This window comes from Leisingera sp. NJS204, from assembly GCF_004123675.1.
Taxonomy (GTDB): Bacteria; Pseudomonadota; Alphaproteobacteria; order Rhodobacterales; family Rhodobacteraceae; genus Leisingera.
This window is the reverse complement of the sequence record NZ_CP035417.1, coordinates 1,165,018-1,186,519: the sequence shown is the minus strand read 5'-3', so window position 1 is coordinate 1,186,519 and position 21,502 is coordinate 1,165,018. Positions and strand designations below refer to the sequence as shown.

Sequence of the window (21,502 nt, the reverse complement as noted above, 5' to 3'; positions counted from 1 at the left end):
GGCGTTAATGCGCCGCTGCCGACTTGGGCATCTTGCGTTTGGCTTCGGCCATGATGATTTTCTGGATCTTCTTGCGCAGCTCCATGTCCTTGCGCATCGCCTCATTGGCCTGTTTCTGCATGGTCGAGGCCGATTGCGACCCGTCCGAGCTGGTCAGAACCTCGCCTACGTATTTGCTGAACGACTTGCCGCTGATCTGCTTGGCAATCTCGCCATAAATGGCGTCGCCGTGCAGCTTGATGAAATCCTCGGTCGCCTTGGTGCCGTATTTGGCAATCAGGTCCTTCTTCACCGCTCCTTCCATGGCGGCGGGCGCCAGTTTGGTCTTGAGGAACTTTTCAGCAGCGCCGGTGAAGCCGGAGGAGAATTTGTCCAATGCCTTGCCGGCACCTGCCGACATGATGCCCGCGGTCAGGATCTTGGCAATGCTTTCCTTGATTTCCTTGGTATTCGGCGGCCGGCCCTTTTCGATCAAGGGTTTGGCCAGGCCGATGGTTTCCTTCAGCGCCTCGGTGACCATCGCCTCGCCGGCCTTGGATTTCAGGAACTTCTCAAAGAAAACCTTGACCGCCTTTTTGGGAAACTCGCGTGAGAGTTTCGAGGCTGCGGCCTTGGCCAGATCATCGGCGAGACCTGCCGACAGCTTTGAGGTCAGCTTGCCGCCAGCGGCACCGGCGAGACCGGCGATAAAGCTGTCGATGAAGACTTTCTTGGCCGCCCCGTCCCAGGTCACCTTGTTGCCCGCCAGATGCTCGCCCAGCTGGCCGGCGCTGGATTTCAGCGCTTCGGTGCTGGCGGCGGCAATGGCGTGGGCCTTGGCCGGGGACATACCCTTGGTCGCCACCAGCCGGGCGGTCATATAGGTTTCGACCACGGCAAATGAGACCTCGCGCACGATTTCCAGCTTCCAGACAATTCCGCCGGCAGTGGCGATCCGCTGATCAATGAATTTCTTAAACGCCTTGCCGCCGGTGTTATAGGCTTTGGATGCTTTAACATCCTGTTTGTACACCTTTTTCCAGTCGGGCTTCTTCTTGCTCGTCAGCGTTTTCAGCAGGCTGGATTCAGAGCGGGCATTCAGGATCGGGGTCCAGGGCGGATCGGTCTTGTCGTTGACAACGCTGACAGCAAATTCCGTCAATGCGTTCAGGAAAGTGTCGTTGCCCTGGCGTGTGCTTTCCACCTCGTTGCAGAAATCAACCCAGGATTCCGCCTGGCCGTACATCATGTTAGCCTTGGCCAGGAGCTTGCGCCGCAGCTCTTCCTGCCCGGCTTCAAACTCGGCCACGGTGATCAGCTTGGTCTTGCCGTTCTCGACAACTTCAATCCGCTCCACTTTGGTGTCGGCAGAATGCTGTGCCGCCAGTTTCGGCAGGCCTGCGTTCCAGGTCCGCATGCCCGGGTCGACAATTCCGTCAGGCTTCTTGAAACCCAGCTTCTTTTTCTGAAAATCCTTGATCGTGTTGATCAGCCCGGCATCGCATTTGGTGCTGACCTCAATGGAATAGCCGTTTGCCTTAAGCATCAGGCGGACCAGCTCGACATCTGCGGGGGCATTTTTGACCGGCTTGAATTTGCTCTCGCCAGTCTTGGGGTCCGGTTTGGTGATCCGTTTCTTGTCACCAACAGGGGCGGAAAGCTTAAGGGCCATAACAGTACTCCAATCAATAAAATACAGTTAGAGCGTGCCACGCACATCTTCGCGCTGTCGCGGGGGATTTGACCGGCATATTCCCCCTTTAAATACTAGGGTTCAATACCTACATATCACGTGTATGTGAGGTGCTTCCCAGCCCCGGGAAAGCACCCGGTTTGTGTGTGTCTAGGCGACCAGCGCCTTGAACCGCGCGGTTTCCGGATCGACGTTGTAACGGGCCGTAAGCTCCCCTGCCCTTTGGGTCAGATCGTTGACACAATCAATGACGTATTGCGCAGTCTCCTCCTCCATCAGGTATGAGAAGTTGAGCCGGACCCAGCCGGGTTTTTTCATTTCCTCGCCTGCCTTCAAGTCGGCAAACAGCCTTTCCGACTCCGGCCGGCCAATGCCCAGCAACCGGTGTGCATAAGGCCCCGCACAGGCGCAGCCGCCACGGGCCTGGATGCCGCAGACGTCGCTCAGCATCCGGGTGAACAGCTGCTGATGCACCGGATTGCCCGCCGCGTCCGAAACCAGAAAGGAGAAGATCGGCAGCCGGTGCGCATCGCGGTGGCCCAGGATCTGCAGGTGCGGATTGTCGGCCCAGCCCGCCCAGGCCATGTCTGCGAACCTGGCTTCACGGGCTTCGATCTGCTCCTGACCAACGGCCTCCTTCACCAGAAATGCCAGCGCTGCGCGGATGTCGCCGATCACATTCGGGGTGCCGGCTTCTTCGCGGGTCGCCAGGTCCAGGCTGTATTCGTGCTGCCATGGGGACACAAAACTGACGGTCCCCCCGCCCGGCCAGGACGGGCAGCGGCGGCGCACAGCGCCTGAATTGACCACCAGCACACCCGAGGCACCGGGACCGCCCGGAAACTTGTGCGGCGAGACCACTACCGCATCCTTACGTGCCGCCCCGCCCTGTCCCATGTCGATTGGCAGGTACGGGCCGCCGCCGGCATAGTCCCAGACCGCCAGTGCGCCGTGCGCATGCAGCAGGCGGCTGATGGGATCAGGATCGGTCACGATGCCGGTGACATTGGAAGCCGCTGAGAAGCTGCCGATCTTCAGATCGCTGCCGGCGTGCTGCTTCAGGGCGAGTTCTAGAACCGCCAGATCCACACCGCCCTCGGCGGCCTCAGGAATTTCCACCACCAGTGCCTTGCTTTCGCGCCAAGGCAGGATGTTGGAGTGGTGCTCATAGGGGCCGATGAAGACAACCGGCCGGGTGGCCTCGTTCACGCCGAACAGGCTGACCAGCCGGTTGAGACCCGCGGTGGCGCCCGATCCGGTGAAAATCACCGCATCATCCCCAGTGGCGCCGGTCATGCGGGCGATCTCAGTCCGGGCCTCGCGGCGCAGGCGGGTCATCTGCGAGCCGCAATAAGAAGCCTCGGTATGGGAATTGGCATAGAAGGGCAGCACCTGGGCTGCCACATAGTCCTCAACCTGGCGCAGTGCCCGGCCGGAGGCGACGTAATCGGCATAGACCAGCGGCACCTCACCATCGAGGCCGGGGATCATCACTCCGTCGCCGATCACGCTGCGGCCAAGGGTTCCGGCCTGAGCCGCTTGCCGGATCGTTTCTTTGAATACTGCCAGGGTCATGTCGCGCCTCCGTGATCTTCCGCAATCAATATGAACGGTTTCTGGCGCGTAAATTTTATCAAATACTGGGTAGTTTATGCAATTCTTGTGTCATATGATCCGCATATGAGTAAGCAAGCCGATCAAATTGACCGAAGCATCCTGCGCGCGCTGCAACAGGATGCCAGCCTGTCGCAACGGGAGCTGGCCGACAAGGTGGGCCTGTCGCAGAACGCCTGCTGGCGGCGGCTGAAAGCGTTGAACGACAGCGGGCTGCTGCAAGGGTCCACCGCACGGCTGGACCGCAAGCAGCTGGGGCTGGATCTGGTGGTATTTGTGTTGCTGCGTACCCGGCATCATTCGGCAGACTGGCTGCAAAAGTTCCGCCGCCATGTGCTGACGATCCCAGAGGTGGTGGATTTCCACCGCATCGGCGGTGACTATGATTACCAGCTGAAAGTGGTGACCGAGGACATGGCCAGCTATGACAAAGTGTATCAGCGGCTTATTTCAGGTGTCGAGCTGGACAGCGTGACGTCTTACTTCGCGATGGAAGCCATCGCCGAGGGACGCCCGCTGCCGCTGTAGCCCGGCGGGTTGGCAAAGAGGGGGCGCTGCCCCCAGCCCTGCGGGCTTCCCCCGGGGTATTTCCGCCCAGAAAGAAGCAGCGGATCAGTGACCAAAGGCGCTGTTCTTCATCCATTTCGGGCGCTTGCCGTCCGGCCCCATGCGCATGTGCAAACAGGCAGTTCCAAGGCGCTGGAAGTAAAGGATATCAACCGGATACCAGCCCGCTGACGGCACCTCTACTTCTGTCAGGATGGTGCTGTCGCAGGACTGGCGGCCGTCGTATTCGCCTACCACCTGGCCGCCGACCCTGGCGCGCAGCCCGTCATTGGTAAGGAAGTCGATATTGTGGATGCCGGGCTGGTCAATCTTCACATAGCCGGTGATCCGGGCCACGACGTTCAGCGCCCGTTTGGAAGTGAGCGTGTTCTGCCCCTCCTCTGTGTCACGGTTGTCGAGACCCGCGATGGGCTGACCCCGCTCGCTGGAGATTTTCAGCGCCGAGGAGGCCTCAACCAGAGACTTCACATCATGCGGATAGGCGTAGACCACCGACAGACCCGGCTTGACGCCGGAGGGCTGCGGGTCTGCCGGGACCAGCTTCAGCGGCGCAGCGCCTGCGGAGGCGGCGGTCAGGACTGCAATCGCAGCAGCAGCCTTCAGATAGGTTTTCATCACTCACTCCCTGTCGTTTTACAGGCAGGATAGTGGCAGGCGGCGCGCAGGGCTACCGGGTTTTGCCAATACGGCCGCAGAGATGCTGCAAACGAAAAAGGGCTGCCCCGCAGGACAGCCCTTTCGCCATGTGCCGTAACGGCAGCAGGCTTAGTTCTTGGCGTAGAATTCCACAACCAGGTTCGGTTCCATCAGAACCGGGTACGGCACGTCGCCCAGGCCGGGGGTGCGCACGAAGGTCGCTTTCAGCTTGGAGTGGTCGGCTTCGATGTAATCGGGAACGTCGCGCTCGGCCAGCTGAGTGGCTTCCAGAACGGCAACCATCTGCTTGGACTTGTCGCGGACTTCGATCACGTCGCCCTCTTTCACGCGGTAGGACGGGATGTTGACGCGCTTGCCGTTCACGGTCACGTGGCCGTGGTTCACGAACTGGCGGGCCGCAAAGACGGTTGCAACAAACTTGGCGCGGTAGACCACGGCGTCCAGGCGGCGCTCGAGCAGGCCGATCAGGTTTTCACCGGTGTCGCCGTTCACACGCACGGCTTCGCCGTAGATGCGGCGGAACTGCTTTTCGGTCAGGTCGCCGTAGTAGCCCTTGAGCTTCTGCTTGGCGCGCAGCTGGATGCCGAAGTCGGACAGTTTGCCCTTGCGGCGCTGACCGTGCTGGCCGGGGCCATAGTCGCGGCGGTTGACCGGGGACTTCGGACGGCCCCAGATGTTTTCGCCCATGCGGCGGTCGATTTTGTACTTGGCAGACGTGCGTTTGGTCACGGCTGATCTCCTTCTATAATGGCATTGCAGCTATTTCCGAAAACCGGTTCCCACTTTTCGGGTTGCAATCGCATACGCCACTGCACCGTCCATGTTCACCTGCTCCAGGAGCACCTGCAACAATCGAAGGGCGTTGTCCTCTTGCTCCGGATCCAGGATCCAGGCATGACAGGCATCCCCTTGCGGGGGCCGCCAACACCAATGAAGCCGCGCTTATATAGGGGGATGGGACAGAGTCAACATCGGCCAGCCAGGTTTCGCAGGGAAATCCGCGAAATCAGCAAGGGCCCGGACGCCTGGCTGCGTTCGGGTAACGGATCAGGCCGCCTCGTGACCCAGAATCGCGGCCTCGGACGCGCTGAGATTGCGGCGGGCATAGGCGCCATAAGCCAGCGGGTTGCGCTCCAGCCCGGGCTGCAAATGGAACAGCCGCGCCCGGTCGCTGTCGCTGAGCGCGGTCAGGGATGCGTTGGAGGGGTGGAAGCTTTCTGTCTCGACCCCATTGGCCCAGAGCACCTGATGATTGGCCAGCATGATATGGATATAGGTCGCCTGCCGCACCGAGGCGTCGGGCAGGATTGTGCGGCCGTTGACCAGATCGCCGGCCGCGACCAGAACTTCGGGCGTGTTGAACAACGCCCGCACCCGGTCGCCGCGCAGCAGCATCCGGTGATCCGGCGAGACCAGCAGCTCCTGCTCCGGCCGGTCGATGCCCAAGGCCCCGGCGTGGATGCGGATCGGGCGCAGCCGCGGCATCACAAACAACCGTGCGCCGCTGATCCGGCGGGAGCCGATCCACAGGATTTCCTGGGCGCCGTTGTCGCGGGTCTGCACCTTTTCGCCCTCGCGCAGCCGCTCAACCCGCTTTGGGCCGCCGGGTGTTGCGATCAATGTGCCCGGGGTAAAGCAGATCACACCGGTTTCGCCCTGCGGACGGTCCGCACTGACCGTTCCCAGCGAATGATGCACCACCCACAGATCAGCCCCGCGCGGCGGCAGCGCGTCCACAAACATCAAAAGCGGGCGCTGGCCCGGCCCCACCTCTATGAGAGTCACGGTGAAACTTTGCACGCCATTGGTCACAACAAAGCTGCTGTCCATCAGCGGCTCATCCACCTTGACCGAATCGACATCGGTCCGGTTTTGAACTGCCGCACCGACCAGCCGGCGCACTGACCGTGCCGCCCGGCGGCGCAAATCTGCCTCGCCGTTTGCCATGTCCAGCCGCAACAACTCTGCCGGCCCGTCCACCCGCACAGCATCGCCATGCCAGGACCAAGCCGCCCCTACATCAAGAGCGTCAACCGGTGCGGCCGGAAGGCCGTCAATCTCGGTTTGCGACCAGGAAACAACAAACGTGCCACGAAAGCCCGTTATCATCTGCCTGTATGCCTGCCTAAGTTCGTTTTTTATTAATGAAATCTTAACGACGCATCTTCAGGCCTGAAACCGCCGGGCCATAAAATGGTTGTGATCGTGCCCTTTACGCATCATTCCTCATGCGGTTGCAGCGGCTTTGGCGGCACTCAATCGCTGGATAGCAGCGCAGATAATTGTCCGCAAACACGCAACAAAGCCGTTTCAATTCAGCGGACTATAGCTGGATCGCAAGGCCTGTGCGGCCTGCCGCACCACCTCTGCCACCTGCAGAAGCTGCCGCGCAAGCGGGTTGCTGCGGCGCCAGATCATGCCAATGGTGCGGGCCGGCTGAGGGTCCCGGAAGCGCGCGACCGAGACAACAGCCGAGCGGGTCTCGACCGGGACGGCCATTTCGGGAATCAGCGTGACACCGATTCCGGCGCTGACCATCTGCACCAGGGTCGACAGCGAGCTGCCATCCAAGAGCTCGCGCGGGGCCGCCGACTGCATGTTGCAGAACGACAGCGCCTGATCGCGGAAGCAATGCCCCTCCTCCAGCAGCAGCAGACGCATTTCGCGCAAACCATCGGGACCGGGAACCGGCTTGCCAGTGTCTTCGCCGGGACGCACCAGCACAAAATCCTCTTCGAACAGCGCAACCTCCTCAAAGGCCGGTTCCGAAACCGGCAGCGCCACAATCGCCGTGTCCAGCCGGCCCTCTCCCAGTTCTTCCAGCAGCCTTGGGGTCACGGTTTCGCGCACTCGGATGTCGGCCTCCGGGTACTGCCGGGTCAGGTTCCCGACGATGGACGGCAGCAAATAGGGCGCAATGGTTGGAATCACCCCGATCCGCAGCCGCCCGGCCAGCCCCTCCCGGGACGCCCGCGCCAGCTCGCCCAGCTCATCAACGGATCGCAAAATACCGCGCACCCGGCCTGCCAGGTCTTCCCCTAGGCTGGTGAGCCGCACCTGGCGGGCGCCGCGCTCGATCAGCTGCACCCCCAGCGCCTCCTCCAACTCCTTGATCTGAACAGACAAAGCGGGCTGGGACACTGCGCAGGCATCTGCCGCGCGGCCGAAATGGCGGTGCTGGGCCAGCGCCTCGAAGTAGCGCATCTGGCGGAGAGTCACGTTTATCATAGGATTTTATTATCACTGCGATGAATAAATGCAACTTAATCCAATGGCAATTCCCTGCTAGCCTCCACTGCAGGACAACAGGGAAACCCGGCAACAGCAGTCTGTGCCCCAAATGCATTTTCAGGCGGCACCTGTGCTGCCGGACTGATCCGGGAACGTTTTTGCCACGACACAGTTCAACTGTTTGAAGCCACGATCGGAGAAGAATATGGACGGAAATACCCCCGCAGGAAAATGCCCGGTGATGCACGGCGCGGCGCTGAATACCGGCAGCGGCGGCACCTCGAACCAGGATTGGTGGCCGAACCAGCTGAACCTGAAGATCCTGCATCAGCATGCGCCCAAGTCGAACCCGATGGGGGCTGACTTCAGCTACCGCGAGGCCTTCAGCAAGCTGGATCTGGAGGCGGTGAAAAAGGATCTGTTTGCGCTGATGACCGACAGCCAGGACTGGTGGCCTGCGGATTATGGCCATTACGGCGGACTGTTCATCCGCATGGCCTGGCACAGTGCCGGCACCTACCGCACCGCCGATGGCCGCGGCGGCGGCGGCACCGGAAACCAGCGCTTTGCACCGCTGAACTCCTGGCCGGACAACGGCAACCTGGACAAGGCGCGCCGCCTGTTGTGGCCGATCAAGCAGAAATACGGCAACAAGATTTCCTGGGGTGATCTGATAATCCTGGCCGGCAATTGCGCCATTGAATCAATGGGCGGCCCGGTGTTCGGCTTTGGCGGCGGCCGCACCGACGTTTGGGAACCGGAGGAAGACGTTTACTGGGGATCCGAGACCGAATGGCTGGCCACCAGCGATCAGGCAAACAGCCGTTACTCCGGCGACCGGGACATGGAAAACCCTCTGGCAGCAGTGCAGATGGGGCTGATCTACGTCAACCCGGAAGGTCCCGACGGCAATCCGGACCCGGTCGCCTCGGGCCTGGATGTGCGTGACACCTTTGCGCGCATGGGTATGAATGACGAGGAAACCGTGGCGCTGGTTGCAGGCGGCCATACCTTTGGCAAGGCGCATGGTGCCGGTGATCCTGAGCTGGTCGGCGCTGAACCTGAAGCCGGTGCGATGGAACAGATGGGCCTTGGCTGGATCAATACGCATGGCTCCGGCAAGGGCGGCGACACTACCACCTCGGGTATCGAGGGCGCCTGGAAGCCGAACCCGACAACCTGGGACATGGGCTATTTCGACGTGCTGTTCGGCTATGAGTGGAAGCTGGAGAAAAGCCCCGCAGGTGCGCAGCAATGGCATGCGCAGGACGTGGCGCCGGAGCATATGGTCGTGGATGCCCATGACCCGAGCAAGCGCCATGCGCCGATGATGACCACCGCCGATATGTCACTGCGGATGGACCCGGCCTATGAGAAGATCTCGCGCGATTTCCATGCCAGCCCGGAGAAATTCGCCGATGCCTTTGCCCGCGCCTGGTTCAAGCTGTGCCACCGCGACATGGGGCCGAAATCGCGCTATCTGGGCAGCGACGTGCCTGCCGAAGACCTGATCTGGCAGGACCCGCTCCCGGCAGTGGATCATGCGCTGGTGGATGAACAGGACACCTCGCAGCTGAAGGCCAAGATCCTGGCAACCGGGCTGTCGGTTTCCGAGCTGGTCTCGACCGCCTGGGCTTCGGCCTCCACCTTCCGCGGTTCGGACATGCGCGGCGGCGCGAATGGCGGCCGTATCCGCCTGGCGCCGCAAAAGGACTGGGAGGTGAACCAGCCGGAGCAGCTGGCCAAAGTGCTGAACACCCTGGAAGGCGTCCAGTCCGAGTTCAACGCAAGCGCTGCAGGCGGCAAGAAGATCTCGATGGCGGATTTGATCGTGCTGGCAGGCTGCGCCGGCGTGGAAGAGGCCGCCAAGGCCGCAGGCCACCCGGTTTCGGTGCCGTTCACACCGGGCCGGACGGACGCATCCCAGGAGCAGACCGATATTGAGGGCTTTGCCGTTCTTGAACCGGAGGCCGATGGTTTCCGCAACTATCAGAAGGCCGCCTATAGCGTTCCGGCTGAGAAAATGCTGGTGGACCGGGCGCAGCTTTTGACCCTTGGCGCGCCGGAAATGACCGCGCTGATCGGGGGGCTGCGAGTGCTGGGCGCCAATCATGGCGGCTCCAAGCACGGGGTGTTCACCGACCGGGCCGGCACGCTCAGCACCGACTTCTTCACCGCTATCACCGATATGGGGGTGGAGTGGAAACCGGCTGAGGACGGCACCTATGAGGGCCGCGACCGGGCCAGCGGCACCGTCAAGTGGACCGGCACGCGGTCGGATCTGGTGTTCGGCTCCAACTCGCAGCTGCGGGCATTGTCTGAGGTTTATGCGCAGGCAGACGGCGAGGCGGCCTTTGTGCAGGACTTTGTGGCAGCCTGGGTCAAGGTGATGAACGCAGACCGGTTTGATCTGGCAGCGTAAGCTGCACCTTACTTGAAATGAAGGTGCTCCGGAAATCCGGGGCGCCTTTTTCGTTGCGGCCTTTGAGATACAAAGAGAAGGGCAGCGCCTGACCTCAGCCGGGCGTATTATCACTTACTCGGACGCAGCAGCCCCTTGTCCGAACTCAATCACCCGTGTCTCTGCTGTGTAATCCGACTCAATGATCAGTATCGCCAAGAGCCCGATCATCGCCAGGGGCGGCAGCAGAACCGCATAAATCAGCGCCAGCCGTTCCCAGGCCATATGCATGAAGACCGCGATAATCAGCCCCGCCTTCAGCGTCATGAAGATCAGGATCAGGCTCCAGCGCAATAGCCCCTGCAGCTGCGCGTAGTCCACCCAATAAGACGCCGCGCTGAGCACAAACAACAGTATCCAGACTGCAAAATAGAGCTTTAGCGGATGCTGCTGCCCCTCGTCATGCTGCAGCTCTGCGGCCTCGGCGGTTTGCGGTGAATGTGTCATATCAGCCCCCTACCACAGATAGAAGAATGCAAAGATAAAGACCCAGACCAGGTCGACGAAGTGCCAGTAAAGCCCCATGATCTCCACCGCCTCGTAGTCGCCGTTGCCCGCTGACATCCAGCTGCGCTGATTGCGGTCGAAATCGCCGCGCCAGACCCGGCGGGCGACGATCACCAGAAAGATCACCCCGATGGTGACATGGGTGCCGTGAAAACCGGTGATCATAAAGAAACTGGCGCCGAATTGCTCGGCCCCCCAGGGATTGCCCCAGGGACGCACGCCCTCAGATATTAGCTTGGACCATTCAAACGCCTGCATCCCGACAAAGGCCGCCCCCAGCGCGGCGGTGGCCAGCATCAGCACGGCGGTGGCCTTGCGCGCCTTGCGGTAGGCGCAGTTCACTGCCATCGCCATGGTGCCGGAGGAAGAGATCAGCACAAAGGTCATGATGGCAATCAGGATCAGCGGCAGGTTCGCGCCGCCGATATGCAGGGCAAAAACCTCACTGGCGTTGGGCCACTCCACGGTGGTGGAGTTGCGGGCGTTCAGGTAAGCGACCAGGAAACAGGCAAAGACGAAGGTATCGCTCAGCAGCAGGATCCACATCATCGCCTTGCCCCAGGAGACCTTTTTAAAGGCCCGCTGATCCGACCCCCAATCGGCGGCAAAGCCGCTATGGCCCTGCTGCTGCAGCGTCTGATCCTGGCCTTGGAATGGATGTTCCATCTGTCTCCCTCCTCAACTCACAGCCGCGCGGCAGAGCGCCAGAAACGCGTTGCCCCAGCCCTGCAGCAGCGCAAACAGCATCAGCCAGAACGCCAGCAGCGCGTGCCAGTAGAGCGCACAGAGCCGGACACCCGGCAGCAGTGCCTTCACGTCCCCTGATCCGGTTCCGGCATGGCGCGCGCAGACCATCGCCAGTGCAATGATACCGCCCAGCATGTGCAGCCCGTGCAGGCCGGTGATCAGATAGAAAAAACTTGCCGCCGGGGTGCCGTCCAGCCGGTAACCGCCATCAGTCAAAGAGATCCACACCTGCATCTGGCCGGCCAGAAAGGCGAGTGTGGCGATGCTTGCTGCAATCAGGCTGCCGCGCAGCCAGCGCTGCGTGCCTGCCCGTGCGGACATCACCACAAATTGCAGACACAGGCTGGCCAGCAGCAGCAACGCCGTGTTCAGCCAGACCCGGCCCGGCAGCGGCACCAGCTCCCATGGGGTTTCTTCGATCTGCATGACAAAGGCGCTGCCCAGCATGGCAAACAGCCCGCCGATCACCGTTACAAAGACCGCTATGAAGATGATGCCCGGCGCGCGGCCCGGACCATGACCCGCCAAGGGCGCAATCCCGGTTTCCAGCCAGGGTTTGGCGGCCAGATGCTGCTGCGACAGCCATAGACCCGCAGCCAGCGCCACCAGCGCCAGAAAGGCGAGGATGACAGTCACAGCCGCTGCCCCTGCCCGTCCGGCACCCAAGGGTCAGTCTGTGCGACGTAATCCTCAGCCGCGCCGGGCACGCTGTAGTCATAGGCCCATCGGTAGACATTGGGCAGCTCATCCCAATTGCCGTGCCGGGGCGGGATTTCGGGTGTTTGCCACTCCAGCGAGGTCGCCCGCCAAGGGTTGCTGCCCGACGCACGCCCGTGGCGCAGGCTCCAGAGGATATTGAACAGGAACAGCAGCTGCGCCGCGCCGACAATCAGCGCCGCCGATGAAATGAAGGCATTCAGTCCTTCCACCGGCGCGGTGAGGAACTCCGGCTCGCCAAGCTCGAAATATCGCCGCGGCACCCCGACAAGGCCGACATAGTGCATCGGGAAGAAGATCGCATAGGCACCGATGAAGGTGACCCAGAAATGGATCTGGCCCATTGCCTGGTTCAGCAGACGGCCGGTCATCAGCGGATACCAGTGATAGATCGCGCCAAAGATCACCATGATCGGCGCCACCCCCATCACCATGTGGAAATGGGCGACCACAAACATCGTGTCCGACAGCGGCACATCAACCACCACATTGCCCAGGAACAGCCCCGTCAGCCCGCCGTTCACGAAGGTGACGATAAAGCCGAGCGCAAACAGCATCGGGATGGTCAGATGGATATCGCCCTTCCACAAGGTCAGCACCCAATTGTAGACCTTGATCGCGGTGGGAATGGCGATGATCAGCGTGGTGGTGGCAAAGAAGAAACCGAACCACGGATGCATGCCCGAGACATACATATGGTGTGCCCAAACAATAAAGCTGAGCGCGCCGATGATCACGATCGCCCAGACCATCATCCGGTAGCCGAACACGGTCTTGCGCGCATGCACGGCAATCAGATCGGAGACGATGCCGAACGCCGGCAGCGCGACTATGTAGACCTCGGGGTGGCCGAAAAACCAGAACAGATGCTGAAACGCAATCGGGCTGCCGCCGCCATAGCTGAGCTTTTCACCCAGCTCGACCAGCGTCGGCATGAAAAACGAGGTGCCCAGCAGCCGGTCGAACAGCATCATCACACAGGCCACAAACAGCGCTGGAAACGCCAGCAGCGCCATCACCGTGGCGGTGAAAATCCCCCAGACCGTCAGCGGCAGCCGCATCATTGTCATGCCGCGGGTGCGGGCCTGCAGCACGGTGACGGCATAGTTCAGCCCGCCCATGGTGAAGCCGATGATGAACAGGATCAGCGAGAGCAGCATCAGGATGATCCCGCCCTGCGCACCGCCCGGCGTACCGGACAGCACAGCCTGCGGCGGGTACAGCGTCCAGCCTGCGCCGGTAGGGCCGCCGGGGACAAAGAAGCTGGCCACCAGCACCAGCACCGCCAGCAGGTAGATCCAGAAGCTGAGCATATTGACGAAGGGAAACACCATGTCGCGCGCACCGACCATCAGCGGGATCAGGTAATTGCCGAAGCCCCCCAGGAAAATCGCGGTCAGCAGATAGACCACCATGATCATCCCATGCATGGTGACAAACTGGTAATAGGCCTCGGCCGTGATGAAGTCGAAGGTGCCTGGAAAGCCCAGCTGCAGCCGCATCAGCCAGGACAGCACCAGCGCCACCATGCCGATTGCAATGGCGGTGCCGGAGTATTGGATGGCGATGTATTTGGCATCCTGCGAGAAAACGTATTTGCCGGTCCAGCTGTGCGCATGCGGCGGCATCACATCGGCCACTTCGCGCGGCGGCAGATTGCTGTCCGGTTCAGGCAAGTAGTCGGTCATTGCAGAACTCCATCCAATTCTGATGTATCGCCCGGCCTTCCTCACAAAGGGGCGCTTTGCGCCCGCCCCCTTAGCGCCTTGCGAGCCTGGTTCCGGCTCCGGTTTCAGAGCCCCCGTTGGCATAGTCTTCAAAAGTCAGCTGCTCCTGCAGCCACTCTTGGTATTCCGCCGCCTCCACAACGTTCACATAGCCGCGCATGAAGGGATGGGCGGTGCCGCAGTACTCGGCGCATAACACTTCAAAGGTGCCGGTGCGGGTGGGGATGAGCCAGATATAGGTGACCATGCCCGGCACCATGTCCATCTTGGCGCGGAATTCAGGCACGTAGAAATTGTGCAGCACATCAATCGAGCGCAGCAGCAGCTTCACCGGCTTATCCACCGGCAGGTAAATCTCACCGCCCTCGATGATAAGGTCATCCTTGCCAAAGCGGTCATGCGGATTGACCCCCAAGGGGTTTTCCCCGTTCACCCATTCCGCATCGGCGGTGCCCAGCACCCCGTCGGCGCCGGGCAGCCGGTAGGCCCAGCTCCACTGCTGGCCAAAGACTTCAAGTTCAGTGGCGTCTTCAGGCACGGTGACGAATTGCTTCCACACAAACAAACCCGGCACCAGCATCGCCGCGACCCCCACAGCGGTCACACCTGTCAGCCACACCTCCAGCCGTTTGTTTTCCGGGTCGAATTCCGCCTTGTGCCCAGGCCGGTGGCGGAATTTCCAAACGCAATAGGCCGTGAACAGGACCACCGCGGCAAACACCGCGCCGGTGATCCAGAAGGTTATAACCAGCGTATCGTCGATATAGTCCCAATTCGACGCGATCGGCGTCCACCACCACGGGCTTAACAGATGGAACGCAACAGATCCCGCCACGATCAGCACAAGCACGACCGCAATCAGCATCCCGCCCCCTTTCCCCGCTGCCCGGACATTTCCGTCCGTCCGGCACACAGGTTCATTTGGCATGAGATGCCACTATATTACGGTTTCACAAATTAATCCAGATTCCGGAAGTTTTACGCCTTTTGCGGCAGATAATTTCCATTTCCCCGCATTTCCCGGCAAGGACAAACAGGCGCCCGGCCCGGGCGCCCATATTCTGCAAGACCGCAGATCCAAGGTCTATTCCGGCAAGTATTTTGCCGACCAGGCCTCACCCGCAGCACCGCTGGCAATCATCGCCTCAGCCTGTTCCGGCGGGTAACCCAACCGCTCCAGGATTGTTCTGGTGTGCGCACCGTATTTCGGCGCAGGCCCCGGTATAGTGATCCGGCCTGCTTGCGGGCGCACCGCATTCGGCGCCACCAGATCGCACCAGCGGCCCATCGGGTGCCGGTCGTGGCGGATCACCCGGAACGTTGCTTCCTTCAGATCGATACTGCCGGCGCTTTCCAGCTGCAGCGACGCATCGCGGGTTTCGTGCAGCGACGACAGCGGCACCGCCGTGGCAGAGGTTCCGGCAAATGCCGCACGCCAATGCGCCAGCGGCTGCGTGCTGAACCGCACGGACAGGGGGGCATGCAGCTGATCCACCGGCAGCGCGGCCAGTTCTGCCAGCTCTGCCACCCGCGCCAGCGCAGCGCCGCGCTCACTGGGCGCCGCAAAGAAGAACCAGCCGTCCGCGGCCTGATAACAATGGTAGAACGGCCCCCACCCCAGCGCCTCGCGGCCTGAGGGTTCGTCAAAGGGCGCCCTGCCCGCGTGGCCGTACATGAACTGCGCCTGGATCAGATTGCCCGCCGCCGCCAGCGAGGCCCGCGCCACTCCGCCTTTGCCGGTTTCCTTAAGCCGCAGCAAAGCGCCGCCCAGAGCCACACAGGCGCAAAAACCGGTCAGCACGTCGATGGTGCCGAAATGGGCGTGCTCTTCGGGCGTGCCTATGCCGCCGCCAAAGCGCAGCATCACGCCGGTGGCGGCTTGCGCCAGATCATCATAGCCCAGGTGATCCGACTTCGGTCCGCGCATAGGGCCGCCAAAGGCATCCAGCTGCACCAGGATCAGGCGCGGGTTGATAGCGGCCAGCCGCGCCGGAGACAGTCCCAGTTTGTCCCGTTGCTGATCGGTGCCGTTCATCGTGATTACGTCAGCGCCGGCAATCAGGCGGGCCAATGCGTCCTGCCCCGCGTCCGTGCGCAGGTTCAGCAGGATGCTTTCCTTGCCGCGCTGCGCGTGGATGCCAAAGACCACCGTGTTCCAAGGATCGACAGACGGTTCAACCGGCTGCACCAGCGTCACCTCAGCGCCGAACCGCGCCAGGGTTGAACCGATGGTCGGCCCGGCAATCACATTGGTGAGGTCAACGACCTTCAATCCGTCGAGCCACCCTTTGCCCTCGTGACTGCTGCCACCGCCACGCTCCGGCTCGGCCAGCAGCGCAGACAGATCAGCGTTGGCGGCGCTGATCTTCTGCGCCGCGCCTGCGTCATCACTCAGCCAGGCCACATTGCCCATCTGACGCATTGTTCCGTGCTTGGCATCCTCCACCTGCAGCACCAGGCCCGAGGCCAGCGCATGCGGGTCATCAAGCCATTCACTAGTGAAACGCTGTGCAGTGGCAGGGGCCTTGGCGGCGCCGAACAAATCCTCCCACTCATACGAGGGCTTGGTCAGGAATGCGGCCTTCATCGCAGATGACACCCGCGCACGGTCGGACGGACCCACCGGATAATTGCGCATTGACCATTCGGCAGGCCAATCCTTGGTGTCCAGATAGGCTGAGAAATCCGGCAGCTCATCGGCCAGGTCCTTCAGCCCAAGGGTCTCCAGCACCCGCCGCGGGTGGGTTGCGACCGAGCCGGCCACCACATAGAAGCCGCGCCCGTCGGCGCAGGTATAGGTGCGGTAGAACGGGTCGAGGAATTCGGACAGCTCCGCGAACTTCAGATTCATCGGCAGGCCTTCGGCCTCGCGCCGGTCCAGCTCCACCTCGCGCGGGGATTTATAGCGCTCGGGGTAGTCCTCGATCTGCTCGCAGTTATAGACCAGCCCCTCCAGCAGCGCGGCGGCCAGCGGCACCTCGATATGGTCGCCGCCGTTCTGTTCCCGCGCGTTCAGCGCAAACAGCACAGACATAGCGCCAAAGCTGGCCCCATAAGCCGAAGCCAGCGCCAGAGGCGAAAAAGACGGGTTGATGCCCATCAGGCGGCGGTTCAGCCCCATGTCGGTGAATTGGCCGGTATAGGCGGCAATCACCGCCTCCCAGGCGGGCAGGTCCGCGAGATCAGCGTCAGTGGAGGCAAAGCCCGGCATCGACAGATAGACCAGCTGATCATTGGCGGCACGCAGCACTTCCGGCCCCAGGCCCAGGCGGTCCATAACACCGGGGCGGAAGTTTTCGATCACCGCATCGGCACGTTTGGCCAGCTCAATTGCGGTGGCGCGGCCTTCATCGGATTTCAGGTCCAGTTCCAGCACCTGCTTGCCCCGCGACAGCATGTCGAAAGCCGGGCCGTCAAAGCCGGTGCCGCCGGGCGGGGTAATGCGGATCACTTCGGCGCCCATATCGGCCAGCATCATGCCGGTCAGGGGACCGGCCAGGTAATGGCCGAAGTCGAGAACGCGGATATGGGAAAGGGGGCGCTGCGGCATGGGGAGGTCTCGCCTGTTGTCGGTTCAAAGTTCAATCCGCAACAGATTATCTTCAGACCCCGCAATATCCACTGGCCAAAAAAGCATGCGCTCCCTAACAATTTCCTATGGAACGCTCAATACGCCCCACTGCCGGATCGCTGAATGCCCTATCGGTGCTGGAAGTGGCGGTGCGCCATGCCAGCCTGTCCCGCGCCGCGGTGGAGCTGGGCCTCAGCCAGCCTGCGGTCTCGCGCCATATCTCCACTTTGGAGGAGCGCCTGCGGCAGCCGCTGTTCGAGCGCAACAACAACCGGATCACCCCGACTGCCAATGCCTCCCGGCTGGCCGATGCGGTGGCGCTGGGACTGGGCCATGTTGATCAGGCCTGGAGCGAAGTTCTGGCTGCACCGGAGACAGATGAGGTGACGCTCGCCTGCACCTTCGGCTTTGCAGATCAATGGCTGATGCCGCGTTACTCGGATCTGAGGGCCTTTCTGGGCGGCAGGCGGGTGCGGGTCGTGACCACAGATCAGCTGGGGGACATCGACCTCAGCCGCCTGGATGCAGCAGTTGTCTGGGATCCGTCACGGATGCCGGACCGCCCTTATTTTCCGCTGATCCCGGCAGAAACCTTCCCCATATGCAGCCCCGGTTTTCTGGAGGCCTACCCAGAGGCAAAGAACAACATTGCGCAACTCGCGCCGGATCTGTTTTTGCATTTTGACACCGGAACCTCCGGCTTTCTGACCTGGGATGGCTGGTTTTCCCATGCAGGGCTGCAGGCGCCGCAATTCGGCACCGCCGCGGAATTCGACGCCTATCCGTTCCTGCTGCAGTCGGTGCGGCGCGGCGAAGGCATTGGGCTGGGCTGGGCGGGGATTGCCGATCAGGCCCTGGTAGCCGGCGAGGTGCTGCGGCTGGGGCCTTCGGTGTCGGACAGGCCGCACAGTTATTTTCTGCAGTACCGCGAATCCGGTGGCAGCGCGCTGGAGCGGATGCTGAAGTGGTTCAAACTGGAGGCCGCCAGCCAGGATCCAGTCAGCCCGACGTGAAAAGGGCCGGAGGGATTTCTCCCGCCGGCCCTATTGCCGCCTGAACGGGCGGCAGATCGGTTTACCGGGCCGCTCTGGTATAGCAGCCCGGAGGTGTTGCTTATTCAGCAGGTGCGCTTTCCCCAGCCTTTTCACGCTGGCCGTCACGGAACAGCGCCTTGGCCAAAGCCACACACATCAGGCCCATGACCATGGTGAAGGGCAGCGCGCCGATGATCATCGCGCTTTTCAGCGCCTCCATCGGGTCGGCTCCGCCGTTCTGCTTGCCCGCGAACAGCAGGGTGCCGATCACGGCTGTCAGGATCAGGCCCCAAACGATCTTATGCTTGTTGCCGATGTTCTGGTCGCCGCCGGACATGATGGTGTTCATCACCAGGATGCCCGAGTCCGCCGAGGTGACCAGGAAGGTCATGATCAGCACCACGCACATGATGGTGATGCCGGACAGCAGGCCGCCGTCGATCATGCTTTGCAGGGTCACGAACAGCTTGGCGGTGTTCGACGCGCCGATGATGGCGCCTTCTGCCGCGCCGTTCAGTTCCAGGTCGATTGCGGTGCCGCCCAGGATTGCCATCCAGGCAAAGCAGACCATCGCCGGTGCAAACACGCAGCCGATGATGAATTCACGCACCGAACGGCCGCGGGAAATGCGTGCCAGGAACAGGCCGACGAAAGGCGAGAACGCAATCCACCAGGCCCAGTAGAAGGTGGTCCAGCCTGCCTGCCAGCCGAACTGACGCTGCGGTTCACCCGCAGCATAAGCTGCCGACAGTACATCGTCGGACAGGGCGGCGGCTTCGCCTTCCAGACCCGATTTGAAGCCGTCGAAGGAGCCCCAGGCGTTAGTCGCCCCGCCACGCAGCGCATCTGCATAAGGCGCCGCTTCAGCAGGCAGCGCTGCCGAGAAGTCGGCTGCAGCCTGCGGGGTGTAGGGACCGAAGCTCAGCGAAACGAAGTGCAGGATATAGTCCACAAAGGCCGAAGCATAGGTGGTCATTGCGAACATGAACGAGCCGAAGACCACGAAAGTCAGCAGCAGGATGAGCGACAGAACCAGGTTCAGGTTCGACAGATACTTCACGCCGCGGCCCACGCCGGACACAGCCGAGATGATCGACAGGCCCATGATGGCAAAGAGACCTGACAGCAGGCCAACAGTGCCCGGTGCAGGCGCGTCGCCGCTCATGTCCATCATCCATTCCATGCCGGTGATGGCATAGACGCCGTCAACGAACTGCGACACGCCGAAACCGATGGTCACCGACACACCCAGGATGGTGGCGACCACGCCCAGCACGTCAACCACATGGCCCGCAATGCCGTTCATCAGCTTGCCGAACAGCGGTGTCAGCGCGGTGCGGATGGTCAGCGGCATATCGCGGGTATAGGCGTAGTAGGCCAGCGACAGGCCGGTCACCACATAGATCGCCCAGGCGTGGAAGCCATAGTGCAGGAATGTGTAGCGGAAGCCGGACTGAATGGCTTCTTCGGTGTTCGGAACCACGTTTTGCGCCAGCACTTCCGGGTTGGAACCCCAAAGGCCAAGCGGCTCAGCAGTAGCAAAAACCATCAGGCCGACGCCCAGGCCGGCGCCGAACATCATCGAGAACCAGGAGAAGTCCGAGAACTCCTTGCCTTGTCCCGGCGTCCCCATGATCCGCTTACCGGTTTGCGGCAATGCGGCGACCACAAACAGGAAAAAGGCGAAGAAGCCGACGATAACGATGTAGAAGGCGTTGAAGTCTTCCAGAATGCGCCAGTTCAGGCTGCCCAGAACGCCGGTGGCGTTGGCCGGCCAGACCAAGGCCCAGAGAACCAAAGCGACCATGATCCCCTTGCTGAGCAAAGCGATCTCAAGACTGTGCCCCTTATAGAAGCCACCGTCGGAGGTTTTAATCTCCAGATCGGTGAAAGGTTGTTTAATTGACATGCGTTTCCTCCCGTTTCGCACGTGCCGCACCGAAGTGCGGATTTTCCGGCGGTTCGCGCAACCGCCGGAGCCTGGCGTCAGCCCATTAGGGCTTTGATCCTGTTCAGCGTTGCTACGCTGACCGCGACGCCATCTGTCCGGGCCTTGATCCGCTTGCCGCGGCGCCCGTCGCCCGGCAGATGTGCGCCAGTCTGCGCACGTACTGCTTCTACGATTCCGACCATTCCGGATCGAAAACTGTCATTTGAGGTGGCAACCGGGTCGATTGCGATGAACATTTGGCCGGTTTTGGGCGGCCCGCCTGCAGTGCCGGAAAACGGCGAGGCGTTGATACCGAGGGTCGCACCGGTCAGCGCAGCGGCCATAATCTCGGTCAGCAGCGCGACACCAACCCCCTTGTAGCCGCCCGACGGCGCCATGGAGCCCTTGAGGCCCGCATCCGGATCGGTGGTCGGATTGCCATCAGCGTCCAGCGCCCAGCCCAGCGGGATCTCCTTGCCTTCGCGGGCGTGTTTCATCACTTCGCTTTTGGCGATGGTGCTGGCGCTTTGGTCAATCAGCAGTTCCGGTTCGCCGTCTTCACCCGGCACCGCCACGGAGAACGGATTGGTCCCGACAACAGGCTTCTTGCCGCCCGAAGGCGCGATGGAGGCAGGCGCATTGGTAAAGCCCAGCCCCACCAGGCCGGTACGGGCCAGACGCGCGGTGTGATAGCCCAGCACGCCGCAATTATAGCTGTTGCGGATCGCCAGAACCGCGACACCCTGCTCGCGGGCAGCCGGGATCAGCGCCTCGAAACCCATATCAATAGCAGAATGGGCAAAGCCGGTGGCGGCATCCACCGCCACCACGCCGGGACGCGGGCGCGCCAGAACCGGAACCGCCTGCCCGTCCACCTTGCCGCATTGCACATGCTCGGCATAGATCGGGATATAGGCCAGGCCGTGGCTGGCGACGCCATCCGCTTCGGTTGCTGCGGTGGCCACAGCCAGCGGCCGGGCGTTGGCCTCGGACGTGCCGGCCGCCACCAGGGCGCGGAAGGACAGATCCTCGATCTCGGCAAGGGTCAGGGTTTTGGTTTCGGTCAT

General features: G+C 61.9%; 17 protein-coding genes. 3 read left to right on the top strand and 14 right to left on the bottom strand.

Annotation, left to right across the window (positions count from 1 at the left end; all coding sequences use genetic code 11):
* Positions 1-4 precede the first annotated feature (4 nt).
* Together ETW24_RS05795 and ETW24_RS05790 are read right to left on the bottom strand one after the other, a co-directional pair.
* A complete protein-coding gene (locus tag ETW24_RS05795; RefSeq protein WP_129370157.1) occupies positions 5-1,651 on the bottom strand; it encodes a peptidoglycan-binding protein in 1,647 nt (548 codons plus the stop codon).
* A 171-nt stretch (positions 1,652-1,822) separates the two neighbouring features.
* Entirely contained in the window at positions 1,823-3,247 is a 1,425-nt protein-coding gene (locus tag ETW24_RS05790; RefSeq protein ID WP_129370156.1) for an aminotransferase class V-fold PLP-dependent enzyme, read from the bottom strand.
* 105 nt (positions 3,248-3,352) lie between these two features.
* On the opposite strand from ETW24_RS05790, the gene ETW24_RS05785 reads away from it, so the two are divergent.
* Positions 3,353-3,814 carry an Lrp/AsnC family transcriptional regulator gene (locus ETW24_RS05785; RefSeq protein ID WP_129370155.1) on the top strand — a complete coding sequence of 154 codons (462 nt, stop codon included), beginning with the start codon at positions 3,353-3,355 and terminating at the stop codon, positions 3,812-3,814.
* 84 nt (positions 3,815-3,898) lie between these two features.
* Here the strand turns inward: ETW24_RS05785 and ETW24_RS05780 are convergent, their stop codons facing one another.
* From ETW24_RS05780 to ETW24_RS05765, 4 genes are all read right to left on the bottom strand, one after another.
* The gene (locus ETW24_RS05780) at positions 3,899-4,468 is read right to left on the bottom strand and encodes a PA14 domain-containing protein (protein WP_129370154.1); all 570 of its coding nucleotides are present in this window, start codon (positions 4,466-4,468) and stop codon (positions 3,899-3,901) included.
* A gap of 150 nt (positions 4,469-4,618) precedes the next feature.
* Positions 4,619-5,239, bottom strand: coding sequence for a 30S ribosomal protein S4 (rpsD, locus tag ETW24_RS05775; RefSeq protein ID WP_027258072.1), 621 nt, complete (start codon positions 5,237-5,239; stop codon positions 4,619-4,621).
* 318 nt (positions 5,240-5,557) lie between these two features.
* A complete protein-coding gene (locus ETW24_RS05770; RefSeq protein WP_129370153.1) occupies positions 5,558-6,619 on the bottom strand; it encodes a Hint domain-containing protein in 1,062 nt (353 codons plus the stop codon).
* A gap of 201 nt (positions 6,620-6,820) precedes the next feature.
* On the bottom strand, positions 6,821-7,738 hold the full coding sequence (locus ETW24_RS05765) for a LysR substrate-binding domain-containing protein (protein WP_129370152.1): 918 nt from the start codon (positions 7,736-7,738) through the stop codon (positions 6,821-6,823).
* A 208-nt stretch (positions 7,739-7,946) separates the two neighbouring features.
* Between ETW24_RS05765 and katG the strand changes: the two genes are divergently transcribed.
* Positions 7,947-10,163 (top strand): catalase/peroxidase HPI, encoded by a 2,217-nt coding sequence (katG, locus tag ETW24_RS05760; protein WP_129370151.1) that lies wholly within the window; start codon positions 7,947-7,949, stop codon positions 10,161-10,163.
* Positions 10,164-10,277: 114 nt separating this feature from the next.
* Here the strand turns inward: katG and ETW24_RS05755 are convergent, their stop codons facing one another.
* The 6 genes from ETW24_RS05755 to ETW24_RS05730 form a co-directional block, all read right to left on the bottom strand.
* Positions 10,278-10,649, bottom strand: coding sequence for a cytochrome C oxidase subunit IV family protein (locus ETW24_RS05755; RefSeq protein ID WP_129370150.1), 372 nt, complete (start codon positions 10,647-10,649; stop codon positions 10,278-10,280).
* 9 nt (positions 10,650-10,658) lie between these two features.
* Positions 10,659-11,375 (bottom strand): heme-copper oxidase subunit III family protein, encoded by a 717-nt coding sequence (locus ETW24_RS05750; protein ID WP_129370149.1) that lies wholly within the window; start codon positions 11,373-11,375, stop codon positions 10,659-10,661.
* Positions 11,376-11,387: 12 nt separating this feature from the next.
* Entirely contained in the window at positions 11,388-12,092 is a 705-nt protein-coding gene (locus ETW24_RS05745; protein ID WP_129370148.1) for a cytochrome c oxidase subunit 3, read from the bottom strand.
* Complete coding sequence (locus ETW24_RS05740) at positions 12,089-13,861, bottom strand: cbb3-type cytochrome c oxidase subunit I (RefSeq protein ID WP_129370147.1); 1,773 nt, start codon at positions 13,859-13,861, stop codon at positions 12,089-12,091. Before ETW24_RS05740 ends, ETW24_RS05745 begins: the two co-directional genes overlap by 4 nt.
* 70 nt (positions 13,862-13,931) lie before the next feature.
* Entirely contained in the window at positions 13,932-14,765 is an 834-nt protein-coding gene (locus ETW24_RS05735) for a cytochrome c oxidase subunit II (protein WP_129370146.1), read from the bottom strand.
* A 219-nt stretch (positions 14,766-14,984) separates the two neighbouring features.
* Entirely contained in the window at positions 14,985-17,450 is a 2,466-nt protein-coding gene (locus tag ETW24_RS05730; protein ID WP_129370145.1) for a CoA transferase, read from the bottom strand.
* Positions 17,451-17,557: 107 nt separating this feature from the next.
* Here ETW24_RS05730 and ETW24_RS25080 point away from each other — a divergent pair, with 107 nt between their 5' ends.
* Positions 17,558-18,484: a LysR family transcriptional regulator gene (locus tag ETW24_RS25080; protein ID WP_129370144.1), complete on the top strand. Its 927-nt coding sequence runs from the start codon at positions 17,558-17,560 to the stop codon at positions 18,482-18,484.
* 100 nt (positions 18,485-18,584) lie between these two features.
* Here ETW24_RS25080 and ETW24_RS05720 read toward each other — a convergent pair whose 3' ends face one another.
* Positions 18,585-20,414 carry a BCCT family transporter gene (locus tag ETW24_RS05720; RefSeq protein WP_129370143.1) on the bottom strand — a complete coding sequence of 610 codons (1,830 nt, stop codon included), beginning with the start codon at positions 20,412-20,414 and terminating at the stop codon, positions 18,585-18,587.
* Positions 20,415-20,491: 77 nt separating this feature from the next.
* Positions 20,492-21,502 carry an Ldh family oxidoreductase gene (locus ETW24_RS05715; protein ID WP_129370142.1) on the bottom strand — a complete coding sequence of 337 codons (1,011 nt, stop codon included), beginning with the start codon at positions 21,500-21,502 and terminating at the stop codon, positions 20,492-20,494.

Bases quoted from the DNA above. Each gene is read 5' to 3' on its own strand.
- ETW24_RS05770 (WP_129370153.1), bottom strand. From the start codon at position 6,619: ATGATAACGGGCTTTCGTGGCACGTTTGTTGTTTCCTGGTCGCAAACC.
- ETW24_RS05740 (WP_129370147.1), bottom strand. From the start codon at position 13,861: ATGACCGACTACTTGCCTGAACCGGACAGCAATCTGCCGCCGCGCGAA.
- ETW24_RS05750 (WP_129370149.1), bottom strand. From the start codon at position 11,375: ATGGAACATCCATTCCAAGGCCAGGATCAGACGCTGCAGCAGCAGGGC.
- ETW24_RS05715 (WP_129370142.1), bottom strand. From the start codon at position 21,502: ATGACCGAAACCAAAACCCTGACCCTTGCCGAGATCGAGGATCTGTCC.
- ETW24_RS05780 (WP_129370154.1), bottom strand. From the start codon at position 4,468: ATGAAAACCTATCTGAAGGCTGCTGCTGCGATTGCAGTCCTGACCGCC.
- ETW24_RS05735 (WP_129370146.1), bottom strand. From the start codon at position 14,765: ATGCTGATTGCGGTCGTGCTTGTGCTGATCGTGGCGGGATCTGTTGCG.
- ETW24_RS05730 (WP_129370145.1), bottom strand. From the start codon at position 17,450: ATGCCGCAGCGCCCCCTTTCCCATATCCGCGTTCTCGACTTCGGCCAT.
- ETW24_RS05790 (WP_129370156.1), bottom strand. From the start codon at position 3,247: ATGACCCTGGCAGTATTCAAAGAAACGATCCGGCAAGCGGCTCAGGCC.
- ETW24_RS25080 (WP_129370144.1), top strand. From the start codon at position 17,558: ATGGAACGCTCAATACGCCCCACTGCCGGATCGCTGAATGCCCTATCG.
- ETW24_RS05720 (WP_129370143.1), bottom strand. From the start codon at position 20,414: ATGTCAATTAAACAACCTTTCACCGATCTGGAGATTAAAACCTCCGAC.
- katG (WP_129370151.1), top strand. From the start codon at position 7,947: ATGGACGGAAATACCCCCGCAGGAAAATGCCCGGTGATGCACGGCGCG.
- ETW24_RS05765 (WP_129370152.1), bottom strand. From the start codon at position 7,738: ATGATAAACGTGACTCTCCGCCAGATGCGCTACTTCGAGGCGCTGGCC.
- ETW24_RS05755 (WP_129370150.1), bottom strand. From the start codon at position 10,649: ATGACACATTCACCGCAAACCGCCGAGGCCGCAGAGCTGCAGCATGAC.
- ETW24_RS05795 (WP_129370157.1), bottom strand. From the start codon at position 1,651: ATGGCCCTTAAGCTTTCCGCCCCTGTTGGTGACAAGAAACGGATCACC.
- ETW24_RS05785 (WP_129370155.1), top strand. From the start codon at position 3,353: ATGAGTAAGCAAGCCGATCAAATTGACCGAAGCATCCTGCGCGCGCTG.